Source organism: Psychromonas arctica, assembly GCF_036697365.1.
Classification (GTDB): domain Bacteria; phylum Pseudomonadota; class Gammaproteobacteria; order Enterobacterales; family Psychromonadaceae; genus Psychromonas; species Psychromonas arctica_A.
Genome location: NZ_JBAHZA010000003.1, coordinates 213,826 through 231,417, shown reverse-complemented (window position 1 = coordinate 231,417; position 17,592 = coordinate 213,826). Strand labels below are relative to the sequence as shown.

Here is a 17,592-nt window from a genome sequence, read left to right as displayed (position 1 = left end):
TCATGTCGTTTTTAGGTAAAATAACTATGGATGCAATTCCACTTCATGATCCCATTCTTGTGGTGACCATGATCGGTATTGCTATAGGCGGCCTAGTTTTATTAGGGCTTATTACAAAATACAAAAAATGGGGCATCTTATGGCGTGACTGGATAACTTCAGTTGACCACAAGCGCCTTGGTATCATGTACATCATTCTTGCATTAATCATGTTATTCCGTGGTTTCAGTGATGCAATCTTGATGCGTTCACAATTAGCACTGGCAACCAACGGTTCGCCTGGCTATTTACCTCCAGAGCATTACGACCAAATCTTTACGGCACACGGTGTCATTATGATCATCTTTATGGCAATGCCATTCATGGTTGGTTTAATGAATATCATCTTGCCGCTACAGATTGGTGCTCGTGACGTTGCTTTCCCATTCTTAAACAACTTAAGCTTCTGGCTAACAGCAAGTGGCGCGATCTTAATGAACATTTCACTGGTATTCGGTGAGTTCGCTAAGACTGGTTGGGTTGCTTATCCTCCACTATCGGAGTTGACCTTTAGCCCTGGGGTGGGGGTCGATTATTATATTTGGGCCTTGCAGATATCGGGACTGGGTACATTGTTAACTTCTGTTAACTTCCTAGTGACGGTATTCAAAATGCGTGCTCCTGGTATGACGCTAATGAAAATGCCTATTTTCACTTGGACTTGTACTTGGGCAAACATCCTAATTGCTGCTTCATTCCCAATTTTAACTGCTGTATTAGCAATGTTAACGCTTGACCGTTACATGGATTTCCACTTCTTCACCAATGATCTTGGTGGTAATTCAATGATGTACATTAACCTGTTCTGGGCATGGGGTCATCCTGAAGTTTACATTCTAGTACTACCTGCATTTGGTATTTTCTCAGAAATTATTTCTACATTTACGGGTAAACGTCTATTTGGATACAAATCGATGATTTACGCGAGTGGTGCAATTTCTATTTTAGGCTTTATCGTTTGGTTACATCATTTCTTTACGATGGGGTCAAGTGCCAATGTAAATGCCTTCTTTGGTGTAATGACCATGATTATTGCGGTACCAACTGGTGTGAAACTATTTAACTGGTTATTCACTATTTACCGCGGACGTTTACGTATCACAGTACCTGTATTATGGACACTTGGTTTCATGGTGACCTTTACTATCGGTGGTATGACAGGCGTACTATTAGCGATTCCAGGTGCTGACTATGTATTACATAACAGTTTATTCCTAATTGCTCACTTCCATAACACAATTATCGGTGGTGCTGTATTTGGTTACCTAGCTGGCTTCTCTTTCTGGTTCCCTAAAGCGATGGGCTTCAAGCTTAATGAGAAATGGGGCAAGGTATCTTTCTGGTGCTGGATTGTTGGTTTCTTCGTAGCATTTATGCCGTTATACGTACTTGGTTTCTTAGGTATGACTCGTCGTCTAAATCATACTAATACACCTGAGTGGAACTTCTGGTTATACCTAGCTGCTGTTGGTGCGATCATTATTATGTTCGGTATTATTGCGCAAGTGATTCAATTATACGTGAGCTTTAGAGACCGTGAAGCACTTGATGATAAAACAGGTGATCCATGGAATGGTCATACACTTGAGTGGGCGAGTACATCACCACCACAAGCGTATAACTTTGCTGTAATTCCACACGTTGATGATATTGACGCTTGGACAGATATGAAAGAAAAAGGTCAAGCTTACGTTACTAAAGCAAGCTACAGCCCGATTCATATGCCTAAGAATACCTCTGCGGGTGTCCTAATGGGTGCTACATTAACTATTTTTTGTTTTGCAATGGTTTGGCATATCTGGTGGCTAGCAGGTGCTGGTCTAATTGGTGCGATTGCGGTGTTTATTCAACGCTGTTACTGCAACGATGTTGACTACTATGTGCAACCAGATGAGATTCTTGAAACTGAAAAAGCATTTAATTTAAGTGGTCGTGAAGGAGTTAAAGCATGAGTACGCTTTCAGCAGATTTAGCATCTACTAATGTAGATGCTGCATCAACACATGATGATCATCACGATCATCATGATACATCAGGTGATACCGTATTTGGTTTCTGGTTATACCTAATGACGGATTGTCTTTTATTTGCCTCATTTTTCGCTACCTATGCTGTGTTGTTTATGAACACAGCAGGTGGTGTGTCAGGTAAAGATATTTTTGAACTGGATTTTGTTGCTGTGGAAACAGCAGCATTATTGTTAAGTAGTATTACTTTTGGTTTTGCAATGATTGCTGCGCAAGGCCAGAAGAAAGCATTAACATTAATCTGGTTATCAGTAACGTTTTGTTTAGGTGCAGTGTTCATCGGCATGGAAATCTACGAATTCCATCACTTGATCGTTAACGGTCATGGACCACAACACAGTGCTTTCTTAAGCTCATTCTTTGCATTAGTTGGTTTACACGGTTTACATGTAACAGCTGGTTTAATCTGGATGACTATTATGATGATTGAAGTGGCTCGTCGTGGTTTAGGTAAAGCGACGGTAACACGTTTAAGCTGCCTAAGCTTATTCTGGCACTTCCTAGACATCGTTTGGATTTGCGTATTTACCGTTGTTTACTTAATGGGGGCAATGTAATGAGTCAAGATACACATCATGATGAATCACACGGTACTGTTAAAAGTTACCTAGTTGGCTTTGTGCTATCAGTTATTTTAACGGCTATCCCATTTTACATGGTAATGGGTGGTGATTATTCTAAAATTACTACTATTTGGACAATCGTTACTTTAGCGATTATTCAAATCTGGGTGCATTTAAAATACTTCTTACACCTGAACTTTATTACTGAAGATGGCCGTGCAAATAGCTTCTCATTCCTATTTAGTGCACTGATTATTGTCATGGTAGTAGGTTTGTCTGTTTGGATTATTTACGAATCAAACGCAATGATGATGCACTTCTAGTAGTGCATTTTCAATAAGAGGTTAGAGATGTTTCGTCGTTATCTAAGTGTAACTAAACCTGGCATTATTATGGGTAACTTCATCAGTGGAGCGGGTGGTTTTCTACTTGCTTCTCGTGGTGATGTAGACCTATGGTTAATGTGTGCCACGTTAATTGGTTTATCACTGATCATAGCATCGGGGTGTGCAATCAATAACGTGATTGATAGGGATATAGATGTGGTGATGGCACGTACTCGTAAGCGAGTTACTGTCACTGGCGAAATGTCTGCATTCAGTGCGTTGTCTCACGGAGTGGTATTAGGCATTGCAGGCTTTGGTCTGCTAATCGCCTACACCACACCGGTTGCAGTACTTTTTGGTTTGTTTGGTTACTTTATATATGTTGTTGTTTACAGCTTATATATGAAACGTAAATCTGTATACGGTACATTTGTTGGCAGTTTGTCAGGTGCAGTACCACCAGTGGTGGGTTACTGTGCTGTGACTGGTCAGTTTGATATGGGTGCGGTTATTTTATTAGTAATGTTTAGCTTGTGGCAAATGCCACACTCTTACGCCATTGCTATTTTTCGCTTCAAAGACTATCAAGCGGCTAACATTCCTGTATTACCTGTATCGCATGGTATTGATAAAGCGAAACAACGTATCGTTATCTATATCGCAATCTATGCGTTAGTAGTGATGTTATTGCCGATTGCTGGTTTTACAGGTATGGCCTTTATGGCTGTTGCTTGTACAACAAGTTTCTGGTGGTTGTTAATGGCTTTACGTGGTTACCGCCGTGATGTTGATATTGTTGGCTGGGCGCGTCGCGTGTTTGCATTTTCAATTGTTAATATTACCGCGTTAAGCATCGCAATGGCATTAGATTATCAAAGCATTGCGCCGCAAGCGTTTAGCTTTTAACTAAACAGTTAAATGTACTTATCGAAGGCCTTGAGTGAAAATTCAAGGCCTTTTTTTTGTCTTTAAAAACTCATAGTAGGTGTTTCATACCAATCTAAGTAACAAATATGCTCTAATTGATTTGCCTATTTCTGGATTGTTGCTAAAGCATTAAATGACTCTCTCCGCATCCCTATAAGAGTGAAAAGCATGTGCTTTAAGGGTTGGATAAAACTGAACATTTAATTTTACAGCTTGGGAGCATATGTGAATAATTTAGGCCTTCGAAATCTAGGTTTTTAATATAACGTTCTATGCAAAACTGAGATGGCTTGTACACAGTAAACTTATTAAAAGGTTTATCTAAAACTGAAATAGGGGGGAGTGGGTGATCGGGCAGATAAAGTGTGGGTAGGTGCAAACTATGCACCGTAGCCACAGTTAGTATAAAGCGTTATTTAGGTTGGTTTAATAGCGCTTTAATATCAGCAATATTCACTATCTTTTCATCGATTTTTAGGTAAGCAATGGCTTCGGTGAATACAATTGTTGCTTCAATAACACCTGGCATATTAATTAGCTGTTCAGCAACTTCACCCGCTTTTTTTTCATTTTTAACATTAATGGCAAAACTAAAGTTTTTAGACTTTTTAAGTGTTCGCATACTTAATGAAACGATAAACCAAATAGCACTCACTATTGCCATTGCTAAGAAAATTGCATTTTCTCCAAACTTAGCCGCAATAAAACCACCTAATACACCGCCAGTAAATGCCCCTAAGAACTGGCTGCTGGAATAAATACCCATAACACTACCCTTGACGCCCGCAGGGGCAATACGGGATAACAGGGAAGGCATAGTCGCTTCTAAGTAGTTAAAAGCAGTAAAGAACATAACAACCATCAACACTAGGCTAGTAAAACTACTTGGTAAGTACCATAACAAAAATAAAGAGATGCTCAGTAGTAACACTGATGCTGATAGCATTTGTTTTTCTTTTTGTTTTTTAATCGCAAAGATCATAAACGGGATCATTAAGAAAAAAGAGCCTATTAAGGTTGGTAGATAAAGTTGCCAATGGTCTTCTAATACTAACCCTGTTGCTACGAACTGTTTTGGTAAAGTGATAAAGCAAGCAGTCATCGCCATATGTAAGGTAAAAACACCAAAGTTAAGACGTGATAATTGTGGGTGGCGTAATAACTTTTTTATTTGAGTTGGTAAGGCAACACTATCGCCTCGAGGCGCTTTGTTAATCGAGTTTGGAACGTAAAATTGAATTAATAACATGGCAAATACAGTGAGTATTGCAATAAACCAAAACAGACCGCTTAGACCGAATGCCTCAGCAGTAATTGGGCCGATAACCATTGCAATGGTAAAGGATAAACCAATGAACATACCAATAGTTGCCATCACTTTTGGACGTTGTTCTTCACGACTTAAATCTGCTGCAAGCGCTAATATTGCACTGGCAATCGCTCCCATTCCTTGTAGTGCTCGTCCAAATACAACACCATAAATAGTGTCAGACATCGCGGCAACAATGCTACCGATTAAAAAGATAAGCAGGCCAATTAAAATAATCGGTTTACGTCCGTATTTATCGGATAAAATTCCCATTGGAATTTGTAGCATGGCTTGGGTCAATCCATAAGCACCAATCGCAACACCAATCCAAATTGGGCTATAACCTATTAATTGTTCTCCATAGATTGCAAAGATAGGTAAGATCATAAATAGACCCAACATACGAAGACCAAAAACAGCCGCTAATGAAAAAGCCGCTCTTTTCTCGATACTATTTAAACCGGTAGCACTCATAAAATATGTAAACTCATTGTCGTGAAGCCCAAAAGTAGGGTGATAAGCTGTAGAAGAGGAATAAGTTATTTTATCACGCACACCTAGGTAAACAACCTTGTAAGTAATAAGTGAATTCGTGTACTAGGTTAGGGCTTCTTGCTGATTGAAGTAGAATCATCTATCAATTGATCCTTAGCGGTGCTAAAAATAGCATGTTAAATAAACTTAATTAATAAAGGGGAGTGACATTGCAAAAAATTACAGTGCCAGTTTTAACCAATGAACAATCAGGTATTTCAATGTTCAAAGACGTTGAGTATTCAATTGAAGATTATAATGGTTTAATGATTACCGATAGGCAAGATGCACTTAATTTCCGGTACCGTATCAGCGAGCCTGGATATTTTAGTTCATGGCATGTTGCAGGCGATCCAACTTTAATTATTATTCGCTCTGGTATTTTACGAATGACATTACGCAATGGAGAATATCGAGACTTTTCTGCTGGGGACCTATTTATAGCACAAGACAAGTTAGTCGAAGGTGAAGTGTTTGATAATACAAAGCATGGGCATACTGCTCAGTTAATAGGTGAAAGCACTGTTCAAGCTGTCCATATAAAATTAGCAACTAAAGCAGAGTAAGTGATCACTTCTTATTTTACCTTCTTTCTAAAGAAGTCTTTTATGTTTGAATCTCAGGGAAGGGAAGGTTAAATAGATTATTGACAAGGCATTGTTGCTATATAGGCAACAGTCAATTTCATTTATTAATATTGTTGTTAGTTGTGGATGACCTTATCATAACCATTCAAACTTATTGAAGCAGCGTCAATTGGCGTTGTTTATTGTTAAAATTAGGGGTTATTGATGACTTTAGCTGAAAATAAATTGTTTCAAGCTGTCTCTGTGGGTGATGTTGAATTAGCGAATCGTATTGTAATGGCACCATTAACGCGTACTCGTGCTCCTAATCACCAACCAAATGCACTAATGGCCGAATATTATGCCCAACGTGCAAGTACTGGTTTGCTTATTACGGAATGTACTATGGTCAGTGAAGGGACATCTTCATTTGGAGATGATCCAGGTATTTATTCACAACAGCAAATCGAAGGCTGGAAGTTAACGACAAAAGCAGTACATAAGGCCGGAGGTCGTATCTTTATGCAAATTTGGCATGGAGGACGAGCTGCACACCCGTTACTTAATGGCGGTAAAGAAGCTATTGCTCCTAGTGCGATTGCTATTGAAGACGAAACACATACCCCTGAAGGGAAAAAGCCATATACTGTACCACGTGAGTTAACGGTTGAAGAGATTAAGGCAATTGTTGCTGATTTCCGTCAAGCTGCGATTAATGCACAAGAAGCAGGTTTTGATGGCGTAGAAATTCATGCCGCAAATGGTTATTTAATTGATCAGTTTTTGCGTGATAGTGCTAATAAGCGAACTGACCAATATGGTGGTTCTTTTGAAAATCGTTCTCGATTCCTAAGAGAAGTAATCGAAGCCGTTTCTGAAGTGATAGGAAACGGTCGAGTAGGTGTTCGTTTGTCACCTTTAAATAGCTTCAATAGTATGAAAGATAGCGATCCTGTTGCTTGGCTAACTTATCTTGCGACGACTCTTAATCAATATCAATTAGCTTATTTACACGTAATGCGAGCAGACTTTTTCGGTCTACAAAAAGCTGATGTTATTTCAGTAGCTAGAGAAGCATACCAAGGTCATTTGATGGTTAATATGGGATATAGTGCAGAGGAAGCGATTGAAGTAACTAAAAACAACCAAGCAGACAGTATTGCATTTGGAACAAGTATCCTTGCTAACCCAGATTTTGTAGAACGTATTAAACAAGGCGCAGAACTAAATACTCCTGATCAAAACACCTTTTATACACCAGGCGCTGAAGGCTATACTGATTATCCATTCATGGATGCATCATAAACTGAACATTAGGTTTTAATCATTAATAAAAAGAGCGGCTTATGCCGCTCTTTTTAATAGTGCTGTTTAATTGTTTATTCTGTTGCTTCCGGCTTAGGCTCGGTTTTAAAGATTTTTACAATCATTACAAAGAATAATGGCGCGAAGTACATAACCAAGCAAGTAGCTGCAATCATTCCACCCATTACTGACGTACCAAGTGCATTTCGAGCGTTTGCACCTGCTCCAGTACTTATAACCAAAGGTAATACACCTAAAACAAAGGCAAGTGAAGTCATAATAATTGGACGTAAACGCATTTCACAGGCATGTATTGTAGCTGTTACTAAATCAACGCCTTTATCGTATTGTTCCTTAGCAAACTCAACAATCAAAATGGCATTTTTAGCGGTTAAACCAATTGTTGTTAACAGGCCAACTTGAAAGTAAACATCATTTTCAAAGCCACGCAGTAGAATTGCTGTTAATGCACCTAATACCCCTAATGGTACGACTAACATAATAGCTAGTGGAATACTCCAACTTTCATATAAAGCAGCTAAGCAAAGGAAAACCATCAATAAAGAAATAGCATAGAGGATAGGAGCTTGATTACCAGCTTGAATCTCTTGGTATGAAGTACCTGTCCAGCTTACCTGTACATCGCTAGATACTTCAGCTGCTAACTTATTAACTTCTGCCATGGCATCGCCTGTACTGTAACCAGTTGCAGCCTCACCTAAAATTTCTAATGCTGAGTTACCATTATATCTCGCTAACTGTGGAGAACCTACCCCCCAGTGTGATGAAGTAAAAGCAGAGAAGGGGACCATTTGATCTTGGCTATTACGTACATACCAATGATCTAAATCTTCTGGACTCATTCGATAAGGGGCATCTGCTTGAATATATACTGTTTTAGAGCGCCCTTTATCAATAAAGTCGTTTACATATGATGAGCCCCATGCGATAGACAATGTATTATTAATATCACTGATACTCAGCCCATAAACCTTAGCCTTTTCATAGTCGATATCTAAGTAGAACTGTGCATTATCTTCTAAACCATTTGCTCGCGTTTTTTGTAACACAGGACTTTGAGCCATTTTGTCTAATAGTTGATTACGTAACTCTACTAATTTGGTGTGGCCGACATTACCAATATCTTCAAGGAAGAAATCAAAGCCTGTCGATGTGCCTAATTCGCGAATAGCGGGGGCATTAAAAGCAAAAATTGACGCTTTTTTATAGGTTGAAAAATATGCCATGCTGCGTCCAATAATTGCATTAACATTGGTTTCATCTGTCGTTCTTTCAGACCAGTCTTTTAAACCAACAAGTGCCATCCCTGCATTTTGGCCTGAGCCAGAAAAGTTAAAACCAGAAACTGTAAAGATAGTGTTGATAGTATCTGCTTCATTTTCTTGGAAGTAATCTTTAACGTCTTTCATTACTTCTGCTGTTTGATTAATAGTCGCACCTGTTGGCAGTTGCACCATAACACTAAAGTTACCTTGGTCTTCACTTGGTAAAAATGAACTTGGAATGGTGTTAAATAAATAACCTGCGCCTGCAAATAGCACGACATAAATAATGACAAATCGTGCAGGTCGAACTAATACTCGGCCAATTGAAGCGTGATAACTTTTCAATAAACGATCAAAGCCTAGGTTAAAGTAGGTAAAGATTTTTGATTGCTTATCTTTATTTACTGGTTTTAATAATGTAGAACAAAGCACCGGAGTTAGGGTCAACGCAACGATCACTGATAAGACCATAGCGGTTACAATAGTGATTGAGAACTGCTTATAGATAACCCCTGTTGATCCTGACATAAATGCCATCGGGATAAATACGACGGTTAATACCATGGTAATTCCAATTAAGGCACTGGTGATCTGTCCCATCGACTTTTTCGTCGCTTCTAATGGAGATAATTTATCTTCATGCATAATACGTTCAACATTCTCTACTACCACGATCGCATCATCTACTAACAGACCGATCGCAAGTACCATTCCAAACATAGTAAGAGTATTAATGGAGAAGCCTAATAAAGACATGATAGTAATGGTACCTAGTAATACGACAGGTACAGCAATCGTTGGAATTAAAGTGGCACGAAAGTTTTGTAAAAACAGAAGAATAACAAGAAAAACTAAGATGATAGCTTCGCCTAGTGTTTTTACTACTTCTTCAATAGATAGACGAATAAACTTATTGTTATCTGTGGCTTTTTGGAGCGCCAGTCCTTCTGGGAATGATTTAGATAATTCCGTTAATTTTTCATCTACGGCATTTTGTGTATCAAGCGAGTTTGCACCTGATGCAAGTGTGATAGCAATACCAGAGGTTGCATAACCGTTGAATACTGGAATAACACTTGAGCTTTTACTGCCTAGTTCAACTCTGGCTACATCTTTTAAACGAACTTTAGACCCATCTTCATTTACCTTTAATAAAATCTCTTTAAATTCATCAACTGATGTTAGTAAACTCTGTGCAGTAATAGTGGCATTAATCATTTGTGAGTCGGTAGAGGGGGTTCCACCAATTTGACCAACAGTGACTTGGCTATTTTGCACTGATACAGCATCTGATACATCAACTGGTGTTAAGTTGTAGCTATATAACTTCGCTGGATCTAGCCAAATACGCATGGCATAAGAAGGACCAAAAATGGTCACACTACCTACACCATTTACACGGCTCATAATATCTTTGATGCTTGAATTTGCATAATCTTGAATATCGCCAGCATTCATTGAACCATCAGGAGAATAAAGCGCGGTTACAGACATAAATCCAGACGTGCTTTTAGTTACTGTTGTACCAGCATTTTGTACTGCAGTTGGTAAACGGCTACTTGCTTGTTGAAGACTATTTTGTACTTGTACTTGAGCAATGTCCGGGTCCGTTTCAGCACTAAAGGTTAATTTAATTGATGCGCTACCAGATGAGTCACTGGTTGATGACATGTACAGTAAATTGTCTATACCGGTCATACTCTGCTCAATAACTTGAGTAACACTATCTTCAATGGTTTTAGCTGATGCACCGGTGTAGGTCGCTTTAATTTCTACCGAGGGTGGTGCAATAGTAGGGTATTGCGCGATAGGTAAATTAAAAATTGAAGCGATACCTGCGATTAATACTACTATGGTCATCGCCCATGCAAAAATGGGTCTATGAATAAAAAATTTAGACATTTCTAGTTCCTATTCCGCAGTATCTGTTGTTGGTGTGGTGTTTGTTGCAGAAGCTTCTTTAGTCGTTATATCGTTATCAACGATAACAGTTTGTTTACTTTTTATTTTAGTCAAGTTACTAGTGATGATACGATCACCTGCTTCCAAACCTTTTTCAACAACCCAGTTACTACCAACTTCATTGCTCAGTACTAAGCTTTTTCTCTCGGTTAAATTGTCATCATTGACGACATATACAGAAGGCTCGCCTGATTGACTTCTTACCACTGCATTTTGCGGTACAATTAAGTACTCTCGCGCTTCAGGGTAAGCAATATGAGCTCGAACATACATACCAGCTAATAACTCACCATCTGGATTTGGGAATACAGCTCTTAACGTTACTGTACCAGTTGAACCTTCTACTTGTGTATCTACAAAGCCTAATTTACCTTGTTGCTCGTAAGTGGTGCCATCTTCTAAAGTTAACGTTACAGGAACCACAGGTTTTTCTGTCATAGCATCCTTAAATTGTCGTTTTAATTTATATAGGTTCACAGCAGACTGTTGCATATCTACATATACATTGTCTGTTTGAATGATGCTAGTAAGGTAATTGGTTTGCCCTGAGGTTAATAAAGAACCCTCTGATACATTTGAGAAGCCGGCTTGACCCGAAATAGGCGCTTTAATCTTTGTGTAAGATAGTTCGATATTAGCGTAATCTAATGCAGCTTGGCTGATTGCTGTTTGTGCTTTAGCTTCTAAGTAAGTTGCTTCTGCTTGATCGTAAAGTTGTTGACTACTTAGTTTCTTTTTCAATAATTCTGAATAACGTACCATCTCTTTTTTCGCATTACGCTCAGAACTTTGCGCTTTTTTTAGTTCTGCTTTAGCACTATTAACTGTTGATAGGTAGGTAGTCGGGTCTATTTCGAATAAAGTATCACCTTCTTCTACATAGCTGCCTTCTTCATATAATCGGCTTTTCACAATACCGGTAATTTGTGGTCTTACTTCTGCTTCTTTGAAAGCAGTCACTCGTCCTGGCAATTCATTACTTAAACGTAAAGTAATATAATCGATGGTTAACGTATCAACATGAATTTCTGCTGCGGCTTTTTGATTTGATGATAATTGATCCCCGCAGCCCAAAAGGCTTAAGGAAAGACTCAACAGTAAAGGGTATTTCATTGCGTTAGCAAAAATCATAGGTCGACCTCGGTATAAAATAAAACGATAGATTATAAATATGCCACAAAAGGAGTTAAGGCAGAGTTAAGATGATGGACCGTAGATAAAAACAAGTTATGCGAATATAGTCATTGGTATGTGTGACAAAAAAATTAATAAAAAAGCTTATTAACTCTGTGATTAATATAATGTATTTGTAGTACCCTTAATTAACGATAATCAACTATTAATAAAATGCGAAGAGGCATCAATGAAACTAGAAATGATATGTACAGGCGAAGAAGTGTTAGCGGGTCAAATAGTTGATACTAATGCTGCGTGGTTAGGCAATCAATTGATGAATCATGGTTTTGAAATGCACCGTCGTACCACCGTTGGCGATCGCCTTAAAGATTTAGTAGAAGTATTTCAAGAGCGTAGCTTGCAAGCCGATATTATTTTAGTAAATGGTGGATTAGGCCCGACGGCAGATGACCTTTCTGCACAAGCGATGGCCGATGCTATGGGAGTACCATTAGTTGAAAACCAACAATGGTTAGAACAATTGAGTATTTGGGGGGCTGAGCGTGGTATCACCTTAACAGCAAGCAACCTGAAACAAGCTATGTTACCCGAAGGGGCTGTATTGGTTGATAATCCTGTTGGCAGTGCTTGTGGGTTTCGAGTAAAGCTTAATCGTGCTTGGTTGTTTTTTACACCTGGTGTGCCACATGAATATAAAAAAATGGTATCAGAGCAATTTCTTCCTTTTGTAAAAGCGCAAGCAGGGCTGCAAAGTAAAGTGGAAGTTACTAAATTGTTGAGTATTGGAATTGGTGAATCGACTATGGCAGAGCGATTAGAAAAACTGTCATGGCCTGCGGGCATAACACTTGGTTATAGAGCCTATATGCCTTATTTAGAATTAAAATTAATTGCTCGTGATGTGCCACAAGCGCAACAAGTGAAGGCTATTGATCAAGCTATCGCTGCGCTAGGTGATACCGTAGTAGCACGTAATCAAAACACACTTGCAGCAGAAGTTCATCAATTACTCTTGAATGAAGAGAGTACTTTGGCAATTGCAGAGTCATTAACAGGTGGGGATATATGTAATCAATTAGTTGCCTTTGCTGGTAGTTCTCATTATTTACAGCAAGGTGTTATTAGTTATTGTAATGAAGCCAAAATGTCATTATTAAAAGTGACAGAAGAGTGTATTGAGCAGGAAACTGAAGTTTCATTGCTATGTGCAGCACAAATGGCGGCCGGCGTGGCTAGTGTTAATACTCTCATCAGAACAACGGACTTTGCAGTAGCGACAACAGGTATTGCAGGACCAAGTGGTGGTACTGAGGAAAAACCAGTTGGCACGGTAGTCGTGGCTGTTAAAGCGCATAACCAGGTTTATTGTCAAACCATTGGTCTTTCTTCACAACGTAGTCGTACTTATATCAGAGATATAAGTGTAGCCATTGCACTTGATATGTTGCGACGTGCTATTATTGGTATTCCACCTATTGCTGAATATCACTATATTACTCGCATTAATTCTGCGGTGTACCCAATATCAGAGCTACTTGCTTAATATTTTTCTATCATATTAAACATTACGTCAGCATAAACAGAGTCAGGAGAGTTATGAAAAAAATACGAGTTCTTTGCGGGGGCTTATTGGTTGTCCTCTCGACTATAAGTACATTTTCTTTTGCTGATCCTGTATGGATTGATGTCCGCACATTATCTGAAAATTTACGCAACAATATTCCCGGTGATATCCGAATTTCCCACTCCAACATCGTCAGAGAAGTGACAAAGTTATACCCTGATAAAAGTACTGAGATTCATCTCTATGATAAAACTGGAGGGAGATCGGATATAGCTTTGTCTGCCTTAAAACGAGAGGGGTATGAATTTGTTACTAATGAAGGAAGTATTGAAGAAGCAAAACAAAAAAGAGGGTTAAATTAATTATTTAACACCTCACAATGAACAATAATTAGTATTAACCTTTATTGTACTTTCAATCCTTTCTCAAGCTCTACGATTTGCTTATCTATCTCTTGAGCTTCATAACTCAACTGTGAGTAGGTTTTAATATCACCGTTTCTCTGAGCATGCATTGCTTCCTCTAACTTAGCTGAAAGTTGTTTATTGAGCTTCTTTAGTGGATCTTTTTTGAATATAGAAAACATAGTTTATTCCTTTGCTTTATCTTATGTTTACTTATACGTTTCTATTACTTTTTAAGTTCATTTTCTTTATGTCTATATATTCAATACAATTGGTTTCTTGTTAGTGTTGTTAAATAGCAGAGCTAAATGGGCTCGCGTCATTATAACAAAGCCCCATTGAGTAAAAGTATTGTTATACTTAGCTCACTAGTCCCTTAAATCTTAATTAAAAATTTAAAAATAGACTTCGTGAATAGTATTAAATCAGGATTAACAGCCTCCAGAATGGCTGGGTTAATCCAATTTTTGTCTTCTTTTTATCGTCTGTATTACACTATATTGGAGTAAAATGGGGTATTGGTATTTAACAATTGCGATCATTTCGGAAGTGATAGGTACGCTAGCATTAAAAGCATCGGATGGTTTTAATCATTGGATTTACGGTGGAATTTGTATTGCTGCTTATGTTGTTGCCTTCTATTTCCTGTCGTTAGTATTAAAAACGGTCCCTATTGGAATTGCTTATGCTATTTGGGCAGGCATGGGTATCGTGTTGGTGGCTGCAGTTGGCGCAGTTGTTTATAAACAGATTCCCGATATTGCTACTATAATAGGTATGCTGTTTATTATTATAGGCGTTATTATTTTGAATGTTTTTTCTAATAATACCGGTCATTAAAGTAGAGACCAAATGGGTCTCACTCAGCATTATAGATTAGTGCTACTTTGCTTAGTTTTAGTCACCCCAAATTTTAGGAAAATCATTTATATGAAAACATCGCCTAGTTTTTTTGAACTTGCTGGCAGCCGTAAAATAATTTTACCCGCGTTAAAAGTCGCGTTAATCGTTGGTACATTATTGGTTTTGATTAATCATGCTAATGCTATTTTAGAAATGGGGTTAAATGGAGAGCGCGTATTTCAGATTATTCTCACCTATTGTATCCCTTATTGTGTCTCTACTTATTCGGCTGTGAAAGCGATTCAACAAAGTGGTAAGGGCGAGTAAAGCTTAACTGATTTTTGAGTAAACATAAGTGGCAGTGAACAATAACTATGCAACGTTTTGAATTGGGTAATGCAAAAAAGTGCGCTCAAGAGCTGTTAGCGCTTGGGCAAATTAATATGAAAATGTGGTATCTGTTCTCCTGGTTAGTAGAGCACGGTGAATTACGTCATGGTACACAAGCAGAAGTGCTTAAGTTATATGTTAATGAACAATTAGTAGCGTATAGCTTATTGGAAAACTATGAAGCTTGTGATGATAAAGTGAAGATATTCGAAGGTGAAGTGTATCGAGATCTTGGTGTTCTGCATTTTGTTACACTGCCCGAGCATCGTAATAAAGGTTATGCCAGCTTATTAGCTAAACAGATCTACAAAGAACTCATTGTACCGTTACTAGCACGTCATCAAGACGTTAATAGCTATATTGTGGCTACTGAAAGGGCGGTGCCATTAATTCAACGCGCAGGTATCGAGACACGTTATTTAGTCACTCAGTTTTATTCTGATCAGACCTTTCATAAAAAAGTGATTCAACAAATAAATCCTAAATAATCTAATCCTAATGTGATTATTTACAGGCATAAAAAAAGGGCTAATCATTAGCCCTTTGTATTTGTAAATACTGATTAATTCTCTAGTGAGATAAAATCTGCTCTAGGAATAGTTTCAGACGATCTGATTGTGGGTTATCAAAGAATTCATTTGGCTCATTTTCTTCAATGACCTGACCAGCATCCATGAACACTACTCGGTCAGCTACTTTCTTAGCAAAGCCCATTTCATGTGTTACACAGATCATGGTAATACCTTCGTCAGCTAGCTCAACCATTACATCAAGTACTTCTGATACCATTTCTGGATCCAGTGCAGACGTAGGTTCGTCAAATAACATGATTTCAGGGTTAATACATAAACAACGTGCAATCGCTACGCGTTGCTGTTGACCACCAGAAAGCTGGTTAGGGTATTTATGTGCTTGCTCAGCAATTTTAACACGCTCTAAATAATACATAGCGGTTTCAATTGCTTCTTTACGTGGTTTCTTATGTACCCAAGTCGGTGCAATTAACAGGTTTTCTAACACTGATAAATGCGGGAAAAGGTTAAAGTGCTGGAACACCATTCCCACTTGAGAACGAATATGGCGAACTACTTTCACATCTTCGATTAGCTCAGTACCATTGATGTTGATGCTACCTTCTTGAAACTTTTCAAGGTGGTTTAAACAACGAATAGTTGTTGATTTACCTGAACCTGATGGGCCACAGATAACCACTTTTTCACCTTTTTTAATGTTTAAGTTTACATCTTTTAGTACATGGAAATCACCATACCACTTATTGACGTCCTTCATTGTAATCATAACTTCTTGGTCAGACATGACGTTTCCTTTTTAATGCTCGGTGTTAAATTTGCGTTCAATCGATTTTGAGTATTGTGACATTGAAAAACAGCATACCCAGTAAATAAGTGTTACGAATACGTAACCTTCTACTTCGTAGCCTAGCCAATTAGTATCACTGTTAGTCAGTGTCACCATCGCTAAAATGTCGAATAAACCGATAATTAAAACTAGTGTTGTATCTTTGAATAGAGAGATAAACGAACCCACTAGATTAGGGATTGAGATTTTTAAAGCCTGTGGAAGAATGATTAAAATCATACCTTGCCAGTAAGTTAAGCCTAATGCTTCACTTGCTTCATATTGACCTTTAGGTATCGCTTGTAAGCCACCTCGAATTACCTCAGCAATATATGCTGCTTGGAATAGAGTAATACCAATCAGTGCACGTAATAGCTTATTAAACTCAATGCCATCATGGAAAAATAACGGTAATAAAACCGAAGCCATGAACAGTATTGTAATAAGTGGTACACCACGTACAAATTCAATAAAACCAATACACAGTGTTCTTAGAATAGGCATATCAGATTGACGACCTAATGCTAATACAACACCAATTGGGAATGAAGCTACAATGCCTACTGCCGCAACTAAAATGGTTAGCATTAAGCCTCCCCATTTTTCAGTCTCAACCACTTCTAAACCAAACCATCCACCACTAATTAATATAAAGCAGATAATTGGGAAAAGAATGATAGTGGCAATTTTAAGTTTAATACTACCTATATATTTAAAACCAAAAATAAGTATAAGGCTTAAAATACCTACTAGGTTAGGGCGCCAATGTAATGCTTCAGGGTAAAAGCCATACATAAATTGGTCGAATTTTTCGACAATAAATATCCAACGAGCGCCGCTGTTCACTACTTCATCTTTTGAGCCGGTCCATGTTGCATCAAAGATCATCCAGTCCAATAATGGAGGAATAATTGTGTAAAGAAGGTATAAACCTGCAAGGGTTAATAGTGTATTTTTTACATCTGGAAAAAGATTTTCTCTTAACCAAAAAACAACGCCTTTATTAGTCGTTGGAGCCGGTTTGGCTTCTTTCATTGTATAAGTTGCCATC

Annotated in this window: 17 protein-coding genes; 11 read left to right on the top strand and 6 right to left on the bottom strand. The window is 38.2% G+C overall.

Features of this window, described 5'->3' with window-relative positions; genetic code table 11:
* Positions 1-2 precede the first annotated feature (2 nt).
* Genes cyoB through cyoE form a run of 4 tightly spaced genes read left to right on the top strand, consistent with a single transcriptional unit; the run spans position 3 to position 3,861 of the window.
* Positions 3-1,991 (top strand): cytochrome o ubiquinol oxidase subunit I, encoded by a 1,989-nt coding sequence (gene cyoB, locus V5290_RS05100; RefSeq protein WP_333382527.1) that lies wholly within the window; start codon positions 3-5, stop codon positions 1,989-1,991.
* Complete coding sequence (cyoC, locus tag V5290_RS05095; RefSeq protein ID WP_333382525.1) at positions 1,988-2,623, top strand: cytochrome o ubiquinol oxidase subunit III; 636 nt, start codon at positions 1,988-1,990, stop codon at positions 2,621-2,623. Before cyoB ends, cyoC begins: the two co-directional genes overlap by 4 nt.
* Complete coding sequence (cyoD, locus tag V5290_RS05090) at positions 2,623-2,952, top strand: cytochrome o ubiquinol oxidase subunit IV (protein WP_113817851.1); 330 nt, start codon at positions 2,623-2,625, stop codon at positions 2,950-2,952. The genes cyoC and cyoD overlap by 1 nt, the downstream gene beginning before the upstream one ends.
* Positions 2,953-2,979: 27 nt before the next feature.
* Entirely contained in the window at positions 2,980-3,861 is an 882-nt protein-coding gene (gene cyoE, locus V5290_RS05085; RefSeq protein ID WP_333382522.1) for a heme o synthase, read from the top strand.
* Between the two features lie 433 nt (positions 3,862-4,294).
* Here the strand turns inward: cyoE and V5290_RS05080 are convergent, their stop codons facing one another.
* Positions 4,295-5,665 carry an MFS transporter gene (locus V5290_RS05080; protein WP_333382674.1) on the bottom strand — a complete coding sequence of 457 codons (1,371 nt, stop codon included), beginning with the start codon at positions 5,663-5,665 and terminating at the stop codon, positions 4,295-4,297.
* A gap of 230 nt (positions 5,666-5,895) precedes the next feature.
* On the opposite strand from V5290_RS05080, the gene V5290_RS05075 reads away from it, so the two are divergent.
* Both V5290_RS05075 and V5290_RS05070 read left to right on the top strand, forming a co-directional pair.
* The gene (locus V5290_RS05075; RefSeq protein ID WP_333382520.1) at positions 5,896-6,291 is read left to right on the top strand and encodes a hypothetical protein; all 396 of its coding nucleotides are present in this window, start codon (positions 5,896-5,898) and stop codon (positions 6,289-6,291) included.
* A gap of 225 nt (positions 6,292-6,516) precedes the next feature.
* Positions 6,517-7,596, top strand: a complete 1,080-nt coding sequence (locus V5290_RS05070) for an alkene reductase (RefSeq protein WP_333382518.1) — start codon at positions 6,517-6,519, stop codon at positions 7,594-7,596.
* 74 nt (positions 7,597-7,670) lie between these two features.
* On the opposite strand, the gene V5290_RS05065 is transcribed toward V5290_RS05070, so the two are convergent.
* Entirely contained in the window at positions 7,671-10,784 is a 3,114-nt protein-coding gene (locus V5290_RS05065; RefSeq protein WP_333382516.1) for an efflux RND transporter permease subunit, read from the bottom strand.
* A gap of 9 nt (positions 10,785-10,793) precedes the next feature.
* Positions 10,794-11,975 carry an efflux RND transporter periplasmic adaptor subunit gene (locus V5290_RS05060; RefSeq protein WP_333382514.1) on the bottom strand — a complete coding sequence of 394 codons (1,182 nt, stop codon included), beginning with the start codon at positions 11,973-11,975 and terminating at the stop codon, positions 10,794-10,796.
* Positions 11,976-12,207: 232 nt separating this feature from the next.
* Between V5290_RS05060 and V5290_RS05055 the strand changes: the two genes are divergently transcribed.
* Complete coding sequence (locus V5290_RS05055) at positions 12,208-13,524, top strand: CinA family nicotinamide mononucleotide deamidase-related protein (protein WP_333382512.1); 1,317 nt, start codon at positions 12,208-12,210, stop codon at positions 13,522-13,524.
* A gap of 53 nt (positions 13,525-13,577) precedes the next feature.
* Positions 13,578-13,907, top strand: a complete 330-nt coding sequence (locus V5290_RS05050; protein ID WP_333382511.1) for a rhodanese-like domain-containing protein — start codon at positions 13,578-13,580, stop codon at positions 13,905-13,907.
* A gap of 41 nt (positions 13,908-13,948) precedes the next feature.
* On the opposite strand, the gene V5290_RS05045 is transcribed toward V5290_RS05050, so the two are convergent.
* Positions 13,949-14,131, bottom strand: a complete 183-nt coding sequence (locus tag V5290_RS05045; protein ID WP_333382509.1) for a DUF6435 family protein — start codon at positions 14,129-14,131, stop codon at positions 13,949-13,951.
* A gap of 328 nt (positions 14,132-14,459) precedes the next feature.
* On the opposite strand from V5290_RS05045, the gene V5290_RS05040 reads away from it, so the two are divergent.
* The 3 genes from V5290_RS05040 to V5290_RS05030 all read left to right on the top strand — a co-directional run bounded on the left by V5290_RS05040 (position 14,460) and on the right by V5290_RS05030 (position 15,670).
* Positions 14,460-14,789, top strand: coding sequence for a multidrug efflux SMR transporter (locus V5290_RS05040; RefSeq protein ID WP_333382507.1), 330 nt, complete (start codon positions 14,460-14,462; stop codon positions 14,787-14,789).
* Positions 14,790-14,879: 90 nt separating this feature from the next.
* Entirely contained in the window at positions 14,880-15,119 is a 240-nt protein-coding gene (gene nrtS, locus V5290_RS05035) for a nitrate/nitrite transporter NrtS (protein ID WP_333382505.1), read from the top strand.
* A 47-nt stretch (positions 15,120-15,166) separates the two neighbouring features.
* Positions 15,167-15,670, top strand: a complete 504-nt coding sequence (locus tag V5290_RS05030; protein WP_333382503.1) for a GNAT family N-acetyltransferase — start codon at positions 15,167-15,169, stop codon at positions 15,668-15,670.
* An 82-nt stretch (positions 15,671-15,752) separates the two neighbouring features.
* Here V5290_RS05030 and V5290_RS05025 read toward each other — a convergent pair whose 3' ends face one another.
* Together V5290_RS05025 and V5290_RS05020 are read right to left on the bottom strand one after the other, a co-directional pair.
* A complete protein-coding gene (locus V5290_RS05025) occupies positions 15,753-16,499 on the bottom strand; it encodes an amino acid ABC transporter ATP-binding protein (RefSeq protein WP_113819072.1) in 747 nt (248 codons plus the stop codon).
* A 12-nt stretch (positions 16,500-16,511) separates the two neighbouring features.
* Entirely contained in the window at positions 16,512-17,591 is a 1,080-nt protein-coding gene (locus tag V5290_RS05020; RefSeq protein WP_333382501.1) for an amino acid ABC transporter permease, read from the bottom strand.
* Position 17,592 lies beyond the last annotated feature (1 nt).

Bases quoted from the DNA above. Each gene is read 5' to 3' on its own strand.
- V5290_RS05050 (WP_333382511.1), top strand. From the start codon at position 13,578: ATGAAAAAAATACGAGTTCTTTGCGGGGGCTTATTGGTTGTCCTCTCG.
- V5290_RS05040 (WP_333382507.1), top strand. From the start codon at position 14,460: ATGGGGTATTGGTATTTAACAATTGCGATCATTTCGGAAGTGATAGGT.
- V5290_RS05055 (WP_333382512.1), top strand. From the start codon at position 12,208: ATGAAACTAGAAATGATATGTACAGGCGAAGAAGTGTTAGCGGGTCAA.
- V5290_RS05045 (WP_333382509.1), bottom strand. From the start codon at position 14,131: ATGTTTTCTATATTCAAAAAAGATCCACTAAAGAAGCTCAATAAACAA.
- cyoD (WP_113817851.1), top strand. From the start codon at position 2,623: ATGAGTCAAGATACACATCATGATGAATCACACGGTACTGTTAAAAGT.
- cyoE (WP_333382522.1), top strand. From the start codon at position 2,980: ATGTTTCGTCGTTATCTAAGTGTAACTAAACCTGGCATTATTATGGGT.
- cyoC (WP_333382525.1), top strand. From the start codon at position 1,988: ATGAGTACGCTTTCAGCAGATTTAGCATCTACTAATGTAGATGCTGCA.
- V5290_RS05030 (WP_333382503.1), top strand. From the start codon at position 15,167: ATGCAACGTTTTGAATTGGGTAATGCAAAAAAGTGCGCTCAAGAGCTG.
- nrtS (WP_333382505.1), top strand. From the start codon at position 14,880: ATGAAAACATCGCCTAGTTTTTTTGAACTTGCTGGCAGCCGTAAAATA.
- V5290_RS05025 (WP_113819072.1), bottom strand. From the start codon at position 16,499: ATGTCTGACCAAGAAGTTATGATTACAATGAAGGACGTCAATAAGTGG.
- cyoB (WP_333382527.1), top strand. From the start codon at position 3: ATGTCGTTTTTAGGTAAAATAACTATGGATGCAATTCCACTTCATGAT.
- V5290_RS05020 (WP_333382501.1), bottom strand. From the start codon at position 17,591: ATGGCAACTTATACAATGAAAGAAGCCAAACCGGCTCCAACGACTAAT.
- V5290_RS05070 (WP_333382518.1), top strand. From the start codon at position 6,517: ATGACTTTAGCTGAAAATAAATTGTTTCAAGCTGTCTCTGTGGGTGAT.
- V5290_RS05065 (WP_333382516.1), bottom strand. From the start codon at position 10,784: ATGTCTAAATTTTTTATTCATAGACCCATTTTTGCATGGGCGATGACC.
- V5290_RS05060 (WP_333382514.1), bottom strand. From the start codon at position 11,975: ATGATTTTTGCTAACGCAATGAAATACCCTTTACTGTTGAGTCTTTCC.
- V5290_RS05080 (WP_333382674.1), bottom strand. From the start codon at position 5,665: ATGAGTGCTACCGGTTTAAATAGTATCGAGAAAAGAGCGGCTTTTTCA.